Annotated in this window: 15 protein-coding genes; 9 read left to right on the top strand and 6 right to left on the bottom strand. The window is 69.3% G+C overall.

All coding sequences use genetic code 11. From position 1 onward, the window contains the following. The first annotated feature begins 20 nt into the window (after positions 1-20). The 5 genes from RN02_RS15240 (at position 21) to RN02_RS15220 (ending at position 4040) form a co-directional block, all read left to right on the top strand. Positions 21-1025 (top strand): fimbrial protein, encoded by a 1005-nt coding sequence (locus RN02_RS15240; RefSeq protein WP_043315171.1) that lies wholly within the window; start codon positions 21-23, stop codon positions 1023-1025. 104 nt (positions 1026-1129) lie between these two features. Further along, positions 1130-1501, top strand: a complete 372-nt coding sequence (locus RN02_RS15235) for a YciI family protein (protein WP_043315170.1) — start codon at positions 1130-1132, stop codon at positions 1499-1501. A 49-nt stretch (positions 1502-1550) separates the two neighbouring features. Further along, complete coding sequence (locus RN02_RS15230) at positions 1551-2333, top strand: DUF899 domain-containing protein (RefSeq protein WP_082033816.1); 783 nt, start codon at positions 1551-1553, stop codon at positions 2331-2333. Positions 2334-2348: 15 nt separating this feature from the next. Continuing rightward, complete coding sequence (locus RN02_RS15225; protein ID WP_043315168.1) at positions 2349-2777, top strand: YybH family protein; 429 nt, start codon at positions 2349-2351, stop codon at positions 2775-2777. Positions 2778-2786: 9 nt separating this feature from the next. Continuing rightward, complete coding sequence (locus RN02_RS15220; RefSeq protein WP_043315167.1) at positions 2787-4040, top strand: RNA polymerase sigma factor; 1254 nt, start codon at positions 2787-2789, stop codon at positions 4038-4040. A gap of 163 nt (positions 4041-4203) precedes the next feature. On the opposite strand, the gene RN02_RS15215 is transcribed toward RN02_RS15220, so the two are convergent. After that, positions 4204-4896, bottom strand: a complete 693-nt coding sequence (locus tag RN02_RS15215; protein ID WP_082033815.1) for a Crp/Fnr family transcriptional regulator — start codon at positions 4894-4896, stop codon at positions 4204-4206. A 161-nt stretch (positions 4897-5057) separates the two neighbouring features. Between RN02_RS15215 and RN02_RS15210 the strand changes: the two genes are divergently transcribed. The 3 genes from RN02_RS15210 (at position 5058) to copD (ending at position 7486) form a co-directional block, all read left to right on the top strand. After that, positions 5058-5921, top strand: coding sequence for an SDR family NAD(P)-dependent oxidoreductase (locus RN02_RS15210; protein ID WP_043315166.1), 864 nt, complete (start codon positions 5058-5060; stop codon positions 5919-5921). Between the two features lie 319 nt (positions 5922-6240). Continuing rightward, entirely contained in the window at positions 6241-6606 is a 366-nt protein-coding gene (gene copC / locus RN02_RS15205; protein WP_043272415.1) for a copper homeostasis periplasmic binding protein CopC, read from the top strand. 19 nt (positions 6607-6625) lie between these two features. After that, on the top strand, positions 6626-7486 hold the full coding sequence (copD, locus tag RN02_RS15200) for a copper homeostasis membrane protein CopD (RefSeq protein ID WP_043315165.1): 861 nt from the start codon (positions 6626-6628) through the stop codon (positions 7484-7486). A gap of 217 nt (positions 7487-7703) precedes the next feature. Here the strand turns inward: copD and fahA are convergent, their stop codons facing one another. Both fahA and hmgA read right to left on the bottom strand, forming a co-directional pair. Beyond that, positions 7704-9008, bottom strand: coding sequence for a fumarylacetoacetase (gene fahA / locus RN02_RS15195; RefSeq protein ID WP_009618033.1), 1305 nt, complete (start codon positions 9006-9008; stop codon positions 7704-7706). Positions 9009-9013: 5 nt separating this feature from the next. Further along, positions 9014-10303 carry a homogentisate 1,2-dioxygenase gene (hmgA, locus tag RN02_RS15190; protein ID WP_043315164.1) on the bottom strand — a complete coding sequence of 430 codons (1290 nt, stop codon included), beginning with the start codon at positions 10301-10303 and terminating at the stop codon, positions 9014-9016. Between the two features lie 101 nt (positions 10304-10404). Here hmgA and RN02_RS15185 point away from each other — a divergent pair, with 101 nt between their 5' ends. Beyond that, positions 10405-11193, top strand: coding sequence for an IclR family transcriptional regulator (locus RN02_RS15185; RefSeq protein WP_043315163.1), 789 nt, complete (start codon positions 10405-10407; stop codon positions 11191-11193). Positions 11194-11401: 208 nt separating this feature from the next. Here RN02_RS15185 and hppD read toward each other — a convergent pair whose 3' ends face one another. From hppD to pobA, 3 genes are all read right to left on the bottom strand, one after another. After that, a complete protein-coding gene (gene hppD, locus RN02_RS15180) occupies positions 11402-12478 on the bottom strand; it encodes a 4-hydroxyphenylpyruvate dioxygenase (protein WP_009618038.1) in 1077 nt (358 codons plus the stop codon). 170 nt (positions 12479-12648) lie between these two features. Beyond that, positions 12649-13278 (bottom strand): maleylacetoacetate isomerase, encoded by a 630-nt coding sequence (gene maiA, locus RN02_RS15175; protein WP_009618041.1) that lies wholly within the window; start codon positions 13276-13278, stop codon positions 12649-12651. Between the two features lie 128 nt (positions 13279-13406). After that, positions 13407-14591 carry a 4-hydroxybenzoate 3-monooxygenase gene (pobA, locus tag RN02_RS15170; RefSeq protein ID WP_043315162.1) on the bottom strand — a complete coding sequence of 395 codons (1185 nt, stop codon included), beginning with the start codon at positions 14589-14591 and terminating at the stop codon, positions 13407-13409. Positions 14592-14607: the final 16 nt, after the last annotated feature.

Genomic DNA, 14607 nt, shown 5'->3' with positions numbered 1-14607 from the left:
CCGCGTTCGACGAGGTATCCATGAAGAAGATTTTCCTGTTCTGCCTGCTGCTGTTGCTCGGCGGCCTGTCGACCACGGCCTGGGCGAGCTGCAGCTTCGACTCCGGCTACATGACCTCGCAGCTGAACATCAGCCTGCCGGCGACCATCAGCGTGCCCGTCGATGCCACGCCGAACACCGAGCTGTGGAGCAGCGGCTGGGTCTCCGCCAGCGGCAACAACATCAGCTGCAACAGCACCGGCGTCGTCTCCGGCGTGCTGGCCGCCGGCATCGGCGCCGCCGTGCCGGGCTTCACCAACAGCAACGGCTTCCCCTCGGTGTTCAAGACCAACATCGACGGCATCGGCATCTCGGTCTACTGGTGCAACAACGCCAACTGCAACCCGAACTACAACAACGTGACGCCCATCGCCAGCCTGGCCTGGCCGGTAAGCGCCACCCAGTACCCGCTGAAGAACTCCTGGTGGGTGCGCCTGGTGAAGACCGGGCCGATCCTCAACGGCGGCCAGCTGCAGGTCAGCGGCACCTCCACGGTGTCGTACCAGAACCTGCAGGTGGCGCAGCTGACCTTCACCGGCGCCACCGCGGTCACCTCGCGGGCCTGCGAGATCAACCCCGACAGCCAGGGCATCACCGTGCCGCTGCCGACCGTGCTCAAGAGCGACTTCCCCGCCGGCCTCGGCGTGCTGGCCGACAACGGCAAGGCCCGCGCCTTCCACATCAACCTGCGCTGCGACAGCGGGGTGCAGGTCTGGTACCGCATCGACGGCGCCAGCAGCGGCAACCAGGTCCTCGACAACGCCAGCGGCGCCGGCATGGCCGGCGGCGTCGGCGTCCAGCTGTTCTATGGCGACGTAAGCAGCACCCTGGTGCAGCCCCTGGCCACCCGCGCGCTGCAGACCACCACCACGGGCGCCGGCCAGGCGGTGAGCATCCCGCTGGCGGCCAAGTACTACAAGACCGCCAGCACGGTGACGGGCGGGCAGGTTGCGGTCACCGCGACCTTCACCATGACCTACGAATGAGCGACCGTTCGTCCGTTGGCGGGGGATAAAACCGACCTGCTGTCGATCCCTGTATGTCCGGCGCGACTATAGGTATCTGCGTCCCACTGCCGGAGGAGCCGAGGATGAAATACCTATGCCTGATCTACCTGGACGAGAAAGCCGCCGCGCAGCTGCCCGCCCATGACTACCGCGCCGTGGTGGAAGAGTGCCTGGGCTACGAGCAGCAGCTGCGCGAGCGCGGTCAGCTGCTGGCGGTGGAGGCCCTGCAGTCGGTGGAGAACGCCACCACCCTGCGCCACCGCGACGGCCAGCTGTCGGTCACCGACGGGCCCTTCGCCGAGACCCGCGAGCAGCTCGGCGGCTTCTACCTGATCGAGGCGCGCGACCTCAACGAGGCCATCCAGATCGCCGCGAAGATCCCGCCGGGGCGCCTGGGCTGCATCGAGGTGCGGCCGATCCGCGACTGGGAGCAGCACTTCGCCGCCCGGGGCTGAGCCCCGCCATCCGCCGCGGCGGCGAGCCGCTCGAAGAGGAGAGCCAAGCATGAGCATCGACAACTTCACCCTGCCGCCCGTGGTGCCCCGCGAAGACTGGCTGGCCGCGCGCAAGCGCCTGTGGCAGCTGGAGCGCGAGGCCACCCACGCCCGCGACGCCCTCAACGCCGAGCGGCGCAAGCTGCCGCTGGTGCGCATCGACAAGGACTACCGCTTCGAAGGCCCCAACGGCCCGCTGCGCCTGCTCGACCTGTTCGAGGGCCGGCCGCAGCTGATCGTCTACCACTTCATGTTCCACCGTGACCGTGGCGAGGGTTGCGAGGGCTGCTCCTTCCTGGTCGACAACCTCGGCCGCCTGGAGCACCTGCACGCCCGCGGCACCACCCTGGCCCTGGTGTCCCGCGCGCCGCTGGCGGAGATCGCGCCGTTCCGCGCGCGCATGGGCTGGCGGCTGCCCTGGTACTCGTCCTTCGGCAGCGACTTCAACTACGACTTCCACGTCACCCTCGACGAGAAGGTGGCGCCGATCGAATACAACTACCGCGACCTGGACGAACTGCGGCGCCTGGGCCAGGACTACCACATCCAGGGCGAGCAGCCGGGCCTGAGCGTCTTCCTGCGCGACGGCGACAGCGTCTACCACAGCTACTCCGTCTACGGCCGCGGGCTGGAGGCGCCGCTGTTCACCTACCACCTGCTCGACCTCACGCCCCTGGGCCGCGGCGAGGGCTGGGGCGGCATGGCCGACCTCGACGGCAAGGGCATGAACTGGCTGCGCTACCATGACCGCTACGACGACGAGCAACCGCCGCACGGCTGCTGCGCATCCTGAAGAGGAGGAATCGCCATGGGAAGTCCCATCGACCCGGCCATCCAGCGCCTGCTGGACGGCTGGCTGGAAGCGGCACAGGCCGGCGACGTGGCGGCCATCGTCCGCCACTACAGCGACGACGTGCTGGCCTTCGACGCCGTGGCCCAGCTGCAGTTCGTCGGCCGCGAGGCCTACGCGCAGCACTGGCGCGCCTGCCTGCAGGCCTGCCAGCAGACGCGTTTCGAGCGCCACCACCTGGCGGTGGAGCAGGGCGGCGACGTCGCCTTCGGCCACTACCTGTCGTACTGCGGCGGCAAGGACGAGAAGGGCGAGGAGAAGGCCTCCTGGGCGCGGGCGAGCTTCGGCCTGCGGCGGGTGGACGGGGAATGGAAGATCGTCCACGAGCATTTCTCCATTCCCTTCGACATGCACACCGGGCAACTGCTGTTCGACGCCCAGCCATGAGCCGGCCGCATGCATGACTACGCGCCGCCGTCGCTGCGCGATACGGTGGATGAAATCTACCGCCGCGAATCGCGGCGCGTGCTGGCCACGCTGATCCGCCTGCTGGGCGACTTCGACCGCGCCGAGGAGGCGTTGCACGACGCCTTCGCCGCCGCCGTGGAGCAGTGGGGGCGCGATGGCCTGCCGCACAACCCGCGGGCCTGGCTGGTCTCCGCCGGGCGCTTCAAGGCCATCGACCACCTGCGCCGGCGGGTGCGCTTCGACGCCTCGCTGGAGCAGATCGTCCGCCAACTGGAGATCGACGCCCAGGGCGAAGAAGAGGCCGAGCATGAAGGCCTGGAGGACGACCGCCTGCGCCTGGTGTTCACCTGCTGCCACCCGGCGCTGGCCGCCGACGCCCAGGTGGCGCTGACCCTGCGCGAAGTCTGCGACCTGCGCACCGAGGAAATCGCCCGGGCCTTTCTGGCGCAGCCCGCGACCATCGCCCAGCGCATCGTCCGCGCCAAGCAGAAGATTCGCGATGCGCGCATTCCCTACCAGGTGCCGGAGCCGACCGAGTTGCCTCAGCGCCTGGCCAGCGTGTTGCGCGTGGTGTACCTGGTGTTCAACGAGGGCTACGCGGCCTCCAGCGGCGAATCCCTGACCCGCGCCGAGCTTTCCGCCGAGGCCATCCGCCTGGGCCGGCAACTGCTGGAGCTGCTGCCGGAGCCGGAAGTGCTGGGCTTGCTGGCGCTGATGCTGCTGCAGGAATCGCGGCGCGCCGCGCGCAGCGACGAGCACGGCGAGCTGGTGCTGCTGGAGCACCAGGACCGCTCGCGCTGGGACGCCGGGCTGATCGCCGAGGGCCAGCGCCTGGTCGGCCTGGCCCTGGCCAGCCACCGCTTCGGTTCCTACACCTTGCAGGCGGCCCTGGCCGCGGTGCACGCCGAGGCGGCGGACCTGGCCAGCACCGACTGGCCGAGGATGGTGGCGCTGTACGACGCGCTGCTGCAACTGCAGCCCTCGCCGGTGGTGGAACTCAACCGCGCCGTGGCCCTGGCCATGCGCGACGGCCCCGAGGCCGGGCTGGCAGCGGTGGATGCCATCCTCGCCCGCGGCGAACTGGCCGACTACCACCTGGCCCACGCCGCCCGCGCCGACTTCTGCCGGCGCCTGGACCGCCCCGCCGAAGCCCGCGAGTCGTACCAGCGCGCGCTGGCGCTGACGCGCCTGGAACCGGAACGACGCTTCCTCGAACAGCGCCTGCGGGAGTTGGAAACGTAACCGCGCCAAGCCCGATCACGACGTAGGGCGGATAACGCCTACGGCGTTATCCGCCGTTTGACCGTGATCCAGGCGGCTCCAAGGCTGACCTTGGCGTGGCTGTGACCTGGGCCAAACGGCGGATAACCGCGAACGGTTATACGCCCTACGCCCAGCCCATCCTTTACGTTTGCGCCGCCATCTCCCGCAGCCGCTCCAGCGAGACGATGCGCAGTTGCCGGTAGCCCAGCTCCAGCGCGCCGCCGGCCACCAGCTCGCGCAGTTCCAGGGACAGCGTCTGGCGGCTGATGCCGAGCATCATCGCCAGCTCGTCCTGGCTGATGCGCACCAGCTGGCGCTGCTCGCCGTCGATGCTGCCGTCGCCGCGCGCCAGCTGTTCCAGGCGGCTGGCGATGCGGGCGCGGGTGGAGCGCAGCATGGCGTCTTCCAGCAGGCGGTAGACCAGGCGCGTGTGCTGCGCCTGGAGCACGCAGACGGCGCGGGCGAAGCCGTTGTCGAGCATCAGCCGGTCGAAGGTCGCCTGGTCCACGCCCAGCACCTCGCTGTCGCGGCTGGCGAGCACGTCGTGGGTGCGCGGCAGGCCGTCGAGCATCGAGGCCTCGCCGAACCAGTGGCCCGGCTCCAGCACCGCGAGGATCGCTTCCTTGCCGTCCTCGCGCAGGGTCGAGGCCTTCAGCTTGCCGTGCAGCAGGGTGAGGAAGTGCTCGCCGCGGTCGCCCTGGCGGAACACGAACTCGCCGGCGCGCAACGGCTGGCGCCGGCCCTCGGCGGCCAGGGTGCGGCGCACCGTGGGCGCCAGGCGGGCGAACCAGGGGTTGGCGCCCAATTGCTGCAGGAGGTCTTCGGTATCGGGCATGGGACGGGTTCGGGCAGTGGGTCGAGGCACTTTGACCGCCTTGCCCGGCCGCTGCAAGCCAGGGCCAATTGTCGGGTTTCCGGCAGTCCTGCGCCGCGCGCTGGCCTAGCCTGCCTGGCAACGCGGGCGGCGTGCGCCCGTAGGCCAAGGAGAACAACAAGATGAGTTTCGCAGCCAAGGTAGTGTGGATAACCGGCGCCTCTTCCGGCATCGGCGAGGCGCTGGCGCTGGCATTGCTGGAGCAGGGCGCCGAGGTGATCCTCTCCGGCCGCCGCGTCGAGGCCCTGCAGGCGCTGGCCGGACGCGCCCCGCAGCGGGCCCTGGTGCTGCCCTTCGAAAGCACCGACTACGAGCGCCTGCCGGCCCTGGTGGAGCAGGCCTGGGCCTGGCGCGGGCGCATCGACCTGCTGGTGAACAACGCCGGCGTCAGCCAGCGCAGCCTGGCCCTGGATACCGGCCTTGCGGTCTATCGCCAACTGATGGAAGTGGACTACCTGGCCCCCGTGGCCCTGACCCAGGCCCTGCTGCCGCGCCTGGTGGAGCAGCGCGGCGGGCAACTGGCGGTGGTCAGCTCGGTGGCCGGCAAGGTCGGCGCGCCGCTGCGCACCGGCTACTGCGGCGCCAAGCACGCGGTGGTCGGCTACTTCGAGGCGCTGCGTGCGGAAGTGGAGGCGGCCTACGGCATCGGCGTCAGCGTGATCCTGCCGGGCTCGGTGCGCACCGCCATCGCGCTGAACTCCCTGGAAGGCAACGGCACCCAGCGCGGCCGCTCGGACACCAACATCGACAACGGCATCGACCCGGCGGTGGCGGCCCAGACCATCCTCGCCGGCCTGGCTGCGCGGCAGCACGACATCGTGGTGGCCGAGGGGATGGAGAAGCTGGCCTTGCAACTGCGGCAGGCTGATCCGGAGAAGCTTTTTGCGCTGACTGCGCAGGAGGGGGTGCGTCTGGCGCAGCAGCGGGAGGAGTTGGGAGCTGGGGCTTCTATCGATCCGGGGGATGTGAGTCGGTTGCAGGGGTGATGTTGTCTTGCCCGCGAATGGTGCTTCCAGGGGAGTGGGTGGTTGGGTTCTAGAGCGCCCTCTCCCCAGCCCTCTCCCTGAAGGGAGAGGGGGCTTGTCCGTGCCGGCGGAGAGAATGGCGTTTGCCGGCTGACTCAGGAGTACCCAAGCATGCCGAACGGTCCCCTCTCCCTTCAGGGAGAGGGTTAGGGAGAGGGGGGGAGCAAAACCACAGCACCGAACTCACCAGCAAGCACCAACCCCCTACACCCCCAACCTCTTTGCTAAGCTGCCGGGTTTGCTAAGCTGCCGGGCGCCGCAATCCATTCGAGGTTCCGCCATGCGCCGTTCCCCCCTGTTCGCCACCCTTGGCCTGCTCGCCCTTCTCAACGCCCCCGCCGTCTTCGCCCACGCCCACCTGAAGAGCGAAACCCCCGCCGCCGACAGCACCGCCGCCGCCCCCAGGGAGCTGCGCTTGACCTTCTCCGAGGGCGTCGAGGCGAAGTTCACCAAGGTCACCGTCACCGCCGCCGACGGCAAGGCCGTGAAGGTGGCCGGCATCGCCACCACCGAGGGCGACGCCAAGGTGCTGGTGGTGACCTTCGACCAGCCGCTGCCCGCCGGCGAGTACAAGGTGGAATGGCACGCCGTTTCGGTGGACACCCACAAGAGCAACGGCAGCTACGCCTTCAAGGTCGCGCCCTGAACCATGAGCCGCATCCGCCATGGATGACGCCCTGGTCTTCTGCCGTTTCCTGCATCTCGCCCTGACCCTGACGCTGTTCGGCGTGGCGCTGTTCCGTGCGGTGCTGCGCCGCCAGGAGCCCGCCGTGCTCGCTGCGCTGGACGGCCGCGTGCTGGCCGGGCAACGCATCGCCGCCGCGCTGGCGCTGCTCAGCGGCCTGGCCTGGCTCGGCCTGGTGGCGGCGAGCATGGCCGGCGACTGGTCCGCCGCGCTGGACGGCCCGACGCTGCGGCTGGTGCTGGGGCAGACCTTCTTCGGCCAGGTCTGGGCCTGGCACCTGCTGGCGAACGTCGCGCTGCTGGTTGCGCTGTGCCTGCCGCTGTCGGCGGACAACCCGCTGCGCGTGCTGCTGGCCGGCGCCGTGCTGGCCAGCCTGGCGCCGGTGGGCCATGGCGCCATGCTCGACGGCTGGGCTGGTGTCGGACTGATGCTCAACCAGGCCCTGCACCTGCTCTGCGCCGGCGCCTGGCTCGGCGGCCTGCTGTTGCTGGCGGCGCTGCTGTACCGCGCGCCGGATTCCACCCATGGCGAGGCGCTGCGGCGTTTCAGTGGCGTCGGCTACCTGTTGGTGGCCGGGGTTGCGGCCAGCGGGCTGGTGAACGTCTGGGCGCTGGTCGGGCAATGGCCGGACCCGCGCACTTCCACCTTCGGGCTGGTGCTGACGATCAAGCTGCTGCTGGTGGCGGGGATGTTCGCCCTGGCGCTGCTCAACCGCGTGGCGCTGGCCTTCCGCGAGAAGCGCCTGCTGGCGCTGCGGCGCAGCGTGGTGCTGGAGTGGGTGTGCGGGGTGGCTGCGGTGGCCGTCGTGTCGCTGTTGGGGACGTTGTCACCGGCGGGGTAGAGGGACGCCAAGGTTGGCTCCGCGCGATGCGGGGCCAAGGTCAGGCGGCGGATAACCGCGAACGGTTATTCGCCCTACGTCAAGGTCGGGCCTGGCGTAGGGCGCATAACGCCTACGGCGTTATCCGCCGTTTGGCCTTGGTTCCCGGCGGCTCCGGGGTTGACCTGGGCGTTGACTGTGGCCCCGGTGTATCGGCGGATAACCGCGAACAGGTGTTTCAACGCGCCGGCAGGATGACTCCGCGGCACTCGCCGAAGCCGATGCGCGGGTAGCCTTCGCGTTCGCACCAGGCGCGGAAGATCACTTCATCGCCGTCCTGCAGGAAGGTGCGCTGCTCGCCGCCGGGCAGCTGCAGCGGCTGCTTGCCGCCGAAGGTGCTCTCCAGCAGGCTGCCGAAGGCTTCCGGCGCGGGCCCGGAGAGGGTGCCGGAGCCGAACAGGTCGCCGGCCTGCAGCTTGCAGCCGCCGACGCTGTGGTGGGCGACCATCTGCGCCACCGTCCAGTACATGTTCTGCGTGTTGCTCAGCGCCAGGCGCAGCGGCTCGATGCCCTGCTCGCGCATGGCGGCGGTCTGCAGCAGCACTTCCAGCTGGATGTCGAACGCGCCCTGGGCCTGGTCGTGCTCGTCCAGCAGGTAGGGCAGCGGTTGCGGGTCGCCTTCCGGGCGCGCCGGCTGGGCCTTGCGGAACGGCGCCAGGGCCTCGGCGGTGACCACCCAGGGCGACACGCTGGTGGCGAAGTTCTTCGCCAGGAACGGGCCCAGCGGCTGGTACTCCCAGGCCTGTACGTCGCGCGCCGACCAGTCGTTGAGCAGGCAGTAGCCGGCCACGTGCTGCTCGGCCTGGCCGATGCCGATGGCCTCGCCCATCTCGTTGCCCGGGCCGATCCAGATGCCCAGCTCCAGTTCGTAGTCCAGCCGCTTGCTCGGGCCGAAGCCCGGGGCCTCGGCGCCCGGCGCCAGGGTCTGGCCGTTGGGCCGGCGCACCGCGGCGCCGGAGGCGACCACGGTGGAGGCGCGGCCGTGGTAGCCGATGGGCACGTGCTTGTAGTTGGGCAGCAGCGGGTTGTCCGGGCGGAACAGGCGGCCGACGTTGTTGGCGTGGTGGATGCCGACGTAGAAGTCGGTGTAGTCGCCGACCTGGGCCGGCAGGTGCAGCTGGCAACTGGCCTGGGCCGGCAGCAGGCTGGCGCCCAGTTCCTGCATCCGCGCCTGCTGCGGGCTGCCTTCGGCCAGCAGCGCCTGCAACTGCTCGCGCAGCACGCGGCGCGGGCCGGCGCCCAGGGCGAAGAAGGCGTTGAGGCTGGCGCCGCTGGCGGCTTCGGCGGCGTGGCGGGCCTCGCCTTCGAACAGGTCGGCGGCCAGCGCCGCCTTCAGGTCGAGGATGTGCTCGCCGATGGCCACGCCGCCGCGCGGTTCGCGGCCGGGGCTGCTGAACACGCCCAGCGGCAGGTTCTGCAGGGGGAAGTCGGGGTGGCCGTTGGCGGAGTCGAGCCAGCTGCGGCGGGTGTCTGCCTGGTTCATGGGGTTCAGTTCCTCTGGAAGGTCTTGGCCATGCCGCTCCAGCAGGCGTCGTAGTCGCGCTGCAGTTGCGGGCATTCGAGAGCGTAGCGGCTCGGGCGCAGCACGCGGCCGGTCTCGAACATGAAGGCCATGGTGTTTTCGATCTTGTGCGGTTTCAGCTCGGCGGCGATGGCCTGCACGGTGCTGGCGTTGTCCGGGCCGTGGGCGCTCATGCAGTTGTGCAGCGAGGCGCCGCCGGGGGCGAAGCCGTCGGCCTTGGCGTCGTAGGCGCCCTGGAGCAGGCCCATGAATTCGTTCATCAGGTTGCGGTGGAACCACGGCGGGCGGAAGGTGTTCTCGGCCACCATCCAGCGCGGCGGGAAGATCACGAAGTCGACGTTGGCCATGCCGTGGGTGTCGCTGGGCGAGGTGAGCACGGTGAAGATCGACGGGTCCGGGTGGTCGTAGCTGACCGTGCCGAGGGTGTTGAACAGGCGCAGGTCGTACTTGTAGGGCACGTTGTTGCCGTGCCAGGCGACCACGTCCAGCGGCGAGTGGTCCAGCTCGGCCGCCCAGAGTTCGCCGAGGAACTTCTGCACCAGTTGCACCGGCGCGTCGACGTCTTCGTAGTGGGCCACCGGGGCGAGGAAGTCGCGCGGGTTGGCCAGGCCGTTGCTGCCGATCGGGCCCAGGTCGGGGATGCGCAGGGCGGCGCCGTGGTTCTCGCAGATGTAGCCGCTGGCGCTGGCGTCGAGCAGTTCGACGCGGAACTTCATGCCGCGCGGGATCACCGCGATCTCCAGCGGCTCGATGTCCAGCCGGCCCAGCTCGGTGGCCAGGCGCAGGCGGCCCTGTTGCGGGACGATCAGCAGCTCGCCGTCGGCGTCGTAGAACACCCGGTCCATGGAGCGGTTGGCGCGGTACAGGTGCACGCTGACGCCGCTGGCCTGCTCGGCGTCGGCGGTGGCGGCGAGGGTCAGCAGGCCGTCGAGGAAGTCGGTGGGCTCGCCGGGGATGTCCTGGGGGTTCCAGCGCAGGCGGTTGGGGTTCACCTGGCCCAGTTCGCGGCCGGGAATCTGCCGCGCCAGGCGCTCGAAGCGCGGGTGGCTGGCCGAGGGCTTGATGCGGTACAGCCAGGTGCGCCGGGCCTCGCTGCGCGGCACGGTGAAGGCGGTGCCGGAAAGCTGCTCGGCGTAGAGCCCGAAGGGCACCTGCTGCGGCGAATTCTGCCCCTGGGGCAGGGCGCCGGGCAGGGCCTCGCTGCTGAACTGGTTGTTGAAACCCGACAGGTAGGTGAGCGATTCGGCGGACGACATGGCGACCTCGTTGTTTTTGTAATCGAATTACGAATAACGTAATTTGAACGCCGGAAGGGGTCAAGCTATAACAGCGCCTCCATCGACGAACGAGTCATTGCATGGCCATTCCCAGGGACACCGGCGACGCGCCGAAACGCCAGAAAGTGCAGGCCGCCGAAGTCGGCACCGACATCCTCAAGGGCCTGGCCGACCTGGCCCCGGCCACCTCGCTGTCGCGCCTGGCCGAGCACGTGGGCATGCCCGCGGCCAAGGTCCACCGCTACCTGCAGGCGCTGATCGCCAGCGGCTTCGCCGAGCAGGACGCGGCCACCAACCACTACGCCCTGGGCCCGGAGGCGCTGTTCGTCGGCCTGGCCGCCATCGGCCGGCTGGACGTGGTGCGCGCCGCCACGGCGCACCTGAGCGCGCTGCGCGACGAGCTGAACGAAACCTGCTTCCTCGCCGTGTGGGGCAACAAGGGGCCGACCGTGGTGCAGGTGGAGCAGCCGCTGCGCGCGGTGACCCTGGTCACCCGGGTGGGCTCGGTGCTGCCTCTATTGGGCTCGTCCACCGGCCTGGTGTTCAACGCCTACCTGCCCGACGGCGAGACCGCGCCGCTGCGCGAGGAGGAGAAGGGCATGCCTGGTGCGTTGGACGAGGCGGAACTGCACAAGCAGACGGCGGAGATCCGGGCTTCCGGCTTGCACCATGTGCATGGGCTGTTGATGCCGGGGGTGAATGCCCTGTCGGCGCCGGTGTTCGCGGTGGGTGAGCAACTGGCGGGGGTGGTGACGGTGGTGGGGGCGGCGAGTGCCTTTCGTGCGGAGACCCAGGGGCGGGCGGCGGAGTTGCTGAAGGAAGCGGCGGCCGCGATTACCGCGCGGATGGCGGGGCGCAAGCCGGAGTAGGGCGGATAACCGTTCGCGGTTATCCGCCGTTGGCCGGAACACCGTTGCCGGGGACGATGGCGGATAACGCCGTAGGCGTTATGCGCCCTACGGGGCCAAACAAAGCTCCGTAGGATGGGTTGAGCGAAGCGATACCCATCACCGTGGCCCGATGGGTATCGCAAGCTCAACCCATCCTACGAGAGCGCTTCGGAGCGGTGGGTCTGGCTCACTTCGTCTCCAACACCCCACGGCGAATCTGGTCGCGCTCGATCGACTCGAACAGCGCCTTGAAGTTGCCTTCGCCGAAGCCGTCGTCGCCCTTGCGCTGGATGAACTCGAAGAACACTGGGCCCATCAGGGTTTCCGAGAAGATCTGCAGCAGCAGCCGGCGGCTGCCGCCCTCGGAGGTGCCGTCGAGGAGGATGCCGCGGTTGCGCAGTTCCTCCACCGGCTCGCCGTGGTTGGGCAGGCGCTCTTCGAGCATCTCGTAGTAGGTCGCCGGCGGCGCGGTCATGAAGCGCATGTCCAGGCCCTTGAGGGCATCCCAGGTCTTCACCAGGTCGTCGGTGAGGAAGGCCACGTGCTGGATGCCCTCGCCGTTGAACTGCATGAGGAATTCCTCGATCTGCCCGGCGCCCTTGGAGGATTCCTCGTTGAGCGGGATGCGGATCATGCCGTCCGGCGCGGTCATGGCCTTGGAGGTCAGGCCGGTGTACTCGCCCTTGATGTCGAAGTAGCGGATCTCGCGGAAGTTGAACAGCTTCTCGTAGAAGTCCGCCCAGTAGGCCATGCGCCCGCGGTACACGTTGTGGGTGAGGTGGTCGATGATCTTCAGGCCGGCGCCTTTGGGGTGGCGGTCCACGCCTTCGATGAACTCGAAGTCGATGTCGTAGATCGACGAGCCCTCGCCGAAGCGGTCGATCAGGTACAGCGGCGCGCCGCCGATGCCCTTGATCGCCGGCAGGCGCAGCTCCATCGGCCCGGTGGGGATTTCCACCGGCTGCGCGCCCAGCTCCAGGGCGCGGGCGTAGGCCTGGTGGGCGTTCTTCACGCGGAAGGCCATGCCGCACACCGAGGGGCCGTGCTCGGCGGCGAAGTAGGCCGCCAGGCTCTTGGGCTCGTTGTTGAGGATCAGGTTGATCTCGCCCTGGCGGTACAGGTGCACGTCCTTGGAGCGGTGGCTGGCCACCTTGGTGAAGCCCAGACTGGCGAAGATGGGTTCCATCACGCCGGGGGTGGGGGAGGCGAATTCGATGAATTCGAAGCCCATGAGGCCCATGGGGTTGTCGAAGAGGTCTGCCATGTTCGTGTTCCTCGCGGTGGACGCGCTTCTGGTATGCGTCCGGGATTCGGAAAGTCGTGGGGAGTCAGCTACGCGGCTGGCGCGGCGGCGAGCAGGGCACGCCGCGTACGCTGCGGGCGAGGAAGTCGCCGATGGTGACTTTGAATCCGAGGCTGTGCATGGCGCGCTCCTCAGGCCGGCTTGTCGGCCTGGACGTCCGGGTGGGCCTGGCGGAAGGCTGGGTGCTCCAGGGCCAGGCGCTCTACCCTGAGTATGCGCGGGAATGGGCTCAGGTCCACCTCGAAGCGGCGGGCGGCGTACAGCTGCGGCAGCAGGTAGACGTCGGCCAGGCCCGGCTGCGGGCCGCAGCAGAAGCCTTGGTCGCCGATCAGCGCTTCCACGGCCTTCAGCCCTTCGCCGATCCAGTGGGCGATCCACTGGTTCACGCCGTCTTCGTCTATGCCCAGGGCGCGCAGGCGGTTGAGCACGGCGACGTTGTGCAGCGGGTGGATGTCGCAACCGATGAGCGCCGCCACGCCGCGCTGGTGGGCGCGCTGCAGGGCGTCGGCCGGCAGCAGGGCGGGCTCGGGGTAGCGTTCTTCCAGGTATTCGATGATCGCCGGCGACTGGATCAGCAGCTCGCCTTCGTCGGTGCGCAGGGCCGGCACGCGGCCTTGCGGGTTCAGCGCCAGGTAAGCGCCTTGGCGGTGCTCGCCCTGCAGCAGGTTGACCGGGACGTGCCGGGGCTGCAGGCCCTTGAGGGCCAGGGCGATGCGCACGCGGTAGCTGGAGGTGGAGCGGTAGTAGGTGTAGAGGTCCATGGACTCTCACTCGCAGGCAGCGTGCGCGTCGTGGCGGGCACTGTTGTTTTCGTAATTGCCTTACACTCTGCGTAATTTTTCCGCCGAGGGCAAGCCCCCGCCTCCTTCGGGGGCTCGCCGTGCTGCCTTCAGTCGATGCGTTCGAAGGGCAGGCCGACGTAGTTCTCGGCGATGCAGGTGCGCCCGGCCTGGGAGTCGAGGAAGTAGGCCAGTTCAGTATCGAGCATCTTCTGGGTGAAGGCGTCGTTGTCGGGGAATTTGTGCAGCATGCTGGTCATCCACCAGCTGAAGCGCTCGGCCTTCCAGATGCGCCGCAGGGCGACCTCCGAGTAGCGCTGCAGCAGCTCGACGCGGCCTTCGCCGTAGACCTTGACGAGGATGCGGTACAGGGCGTCGACGTCGCTGGCCGCCAGGTTCAGGCCCTTGGCGCCGGTGGGCGGGACTATGTGCCCGGCGTCGCCGACCAGGAACAGCTTGCCGTACTGCAGCGGCTCCACCACGAAGCTGCGCAGCGGGGCGATACTCTTCTCCAGCGACGGGCCGGTGACCAGGCGCGCGGCGGCGTCGGCCGGCAGGCGGCGCTTGAGTTCGTCCCAGAAGCGCTCGTCGGACCAGTCCTCGACCTTCTCGTCCAGGCCCACCTGCAGGTAGTAGCGGCTGCGGGTGGCCGAGCGCATGCTGCTGAGGCTGAAGCCGCGCTCGCTGCTGGCGTAGATGAGTTCGTGGTTGACCGGCGGGGTGTCGCTGAGCAGGCCGAGCCAGCCGAAGGGGTAGACGCGTTCGTAGCTCTTCAGCTTGTCCGCCGGGATGGTCTGCCGCGATACGCCGTGGAAGCCGTCGCAGCCGGCGATGTAGTCGCAGTCCAGGCGCGCCGTCTCGCCGTCCTTGCTGAAGGTGACGTAGGGTTTCTCGCCCTGCACCTCGTGCAGCTGCACGTCGCCGGCTTCGTAGATGCTCAAGGCGCCGCTGGCCTGGCGCGCTTCCATAAGGTCGCGGGTGACTTCGGTCTGGCCGTAGACCATCACGTTCTTGCCGCCGGTCAGGCCCTTGAGGTCGATGCGCTCGCGGCGGCCGTCCAGCACCAGCTCGAAGCCGTCGTGGGGCAGGCCCTCGGCGTCCATGCGGGCATTGGCGCTGGCCTCGCGCAGCAGGTCCACGGTGCCCTGTTCCAGCACCCCGGCGCGGATGCGGCCGAGCACGTAGTCCGGGCTCTGGCGTTCGAGGATGACGTTGTCGATGCCGGCGCGTTGCAGCAGTTGGCCGAGCAGCAGGCCGGAAGGGCCGGCGCCGATGATGGCAACCTGGGTTTTCATTGTTGTTTTCCTCGTC

The sequence above is a fragment of the Pseudomonas sp. PI1 genome (assembly GCF_000812405.1).
In the GTDB taxonomy this organism is placed as follows: Bacteria; Pseudomonadota; Gammaproteobacteria; order Pseudomonadales; family Pseudomonadaceae; genus Pseudomonas; species Pseudomonas citronellolis.
This window is presented reverse-complemented; position numbering and strand designations above follow the sequence as displayed.

What these genes read in the sequence shown, in the direction of transcription:
- RN02_RS15235 (WP_043315170.1), top strand. Translation starts at nt 1,130, where the DNA reads ATGAAATACCTATGCCTGATCTACCTGGACGAGAAAGCCGCCGCGCAG.
- RN02_RS15230 (WP_082033816.1), top strand. Translation starts at nt 1,551, where the DNA reads ATGAGCATCGACAACTTCACCCTGCCGCCCGTGGTGCCCCGCGAAGAC.
- copC (WP_043272415.1), top strand. Translation starts at nt 6,241, where the DNA reads ATGCGCCGTTCCCCCCTGTTCGCCACCCTTGGCCTGCTCGCCCTTCTC.
- hmgA (WP_043315164.1), bottom strand. Translation starts at nt 10,303, where the DNA reads ATGTCGTCCGCCGAATCGCTCACCTACCTGTCGGGTTTCAACAACCAG.
- RN02_RS15215 (WP_082033815.1), bottom strand. Translation starts at nt 4,896, where the DNA reads ATGCCCGATACCGAAGACCTCCTGCAGCAATTGGGCGCCAACCCCTGG.
- copD (WP_043315165.1), top strand. Translation starts at nt 6,626, where the DNA reads ATGGATGACGCCCTGGTCTTCTGCCGTTTCCTGCATCTCGCCCTGACC.
- RN02_RS15240 (WP_043315171.1), top strand. Translation starts at nt 21, where the DNA reads ATGAAGAAGATTTTCCTGTTCTGCCTGCTGCTGTTGCTCGGCGGCCTG.
- hppD (WP_009618038.1), bottom strand. Translation starts at nt 12,478, where the DNA reads ATGGCAGACCTCTTCGACAACCCCATGGGCCTCATGGGCTTCGAATTC.
- RN02_RS15185 (WP_043315163.1), top strand. Translation starts at nt 10,405, where the DNA reads ATGGCCATTCCCAGGGACACCGGCGACGCGCCGAAACGCCAGAAAGTG.
- RN02_RS15225 (WP_043315168.1), top strand. Translation starts at nt 2,349, where the DNA reads ATGGGAAGTCCCATCGACCCGGCCATCCAGCGCCTGCTGGACGGCTGG.
- maiA (WP_009618041.1), bottom strand. Translation starts at nt 13,278, where the DNA reads ATGGACCTCTACACCTACTACCGCTCCACCTCCAGCTACCGCGTGCGC.
- RN02_RS15220 (WP_043315167.1), top strand. Translation starts at nt 2,787, where the DNA reads ATGCATGACTACGCGCCGCCGTCGCTGCGCGATACGGTGGATGAAATC.
- pobA (WP_043315162.1), bottom strand. Translation starts at nt 14,591, where the DNA reads ATGAAAACCCAGGTTGCCATCATCGGCGCCGGCCCTTCCGGCCTGCTG.
- RN02_RS15210 (WP_043315166.1), top strand. Translation starts at nt 5,058, where the DNA reads ATGAGTTTCGCAGCCAAGGTAGTGTGGATAACCGGCGCCTCTTCCGGC.
- fahA (WP_009618033.1), bottom strand. Translation starts at nt 9,008, where the DNA reads ATGAACCAGGCAGACACCCGCCGCAGCTGGCTCGACTCCGCCAACGGC.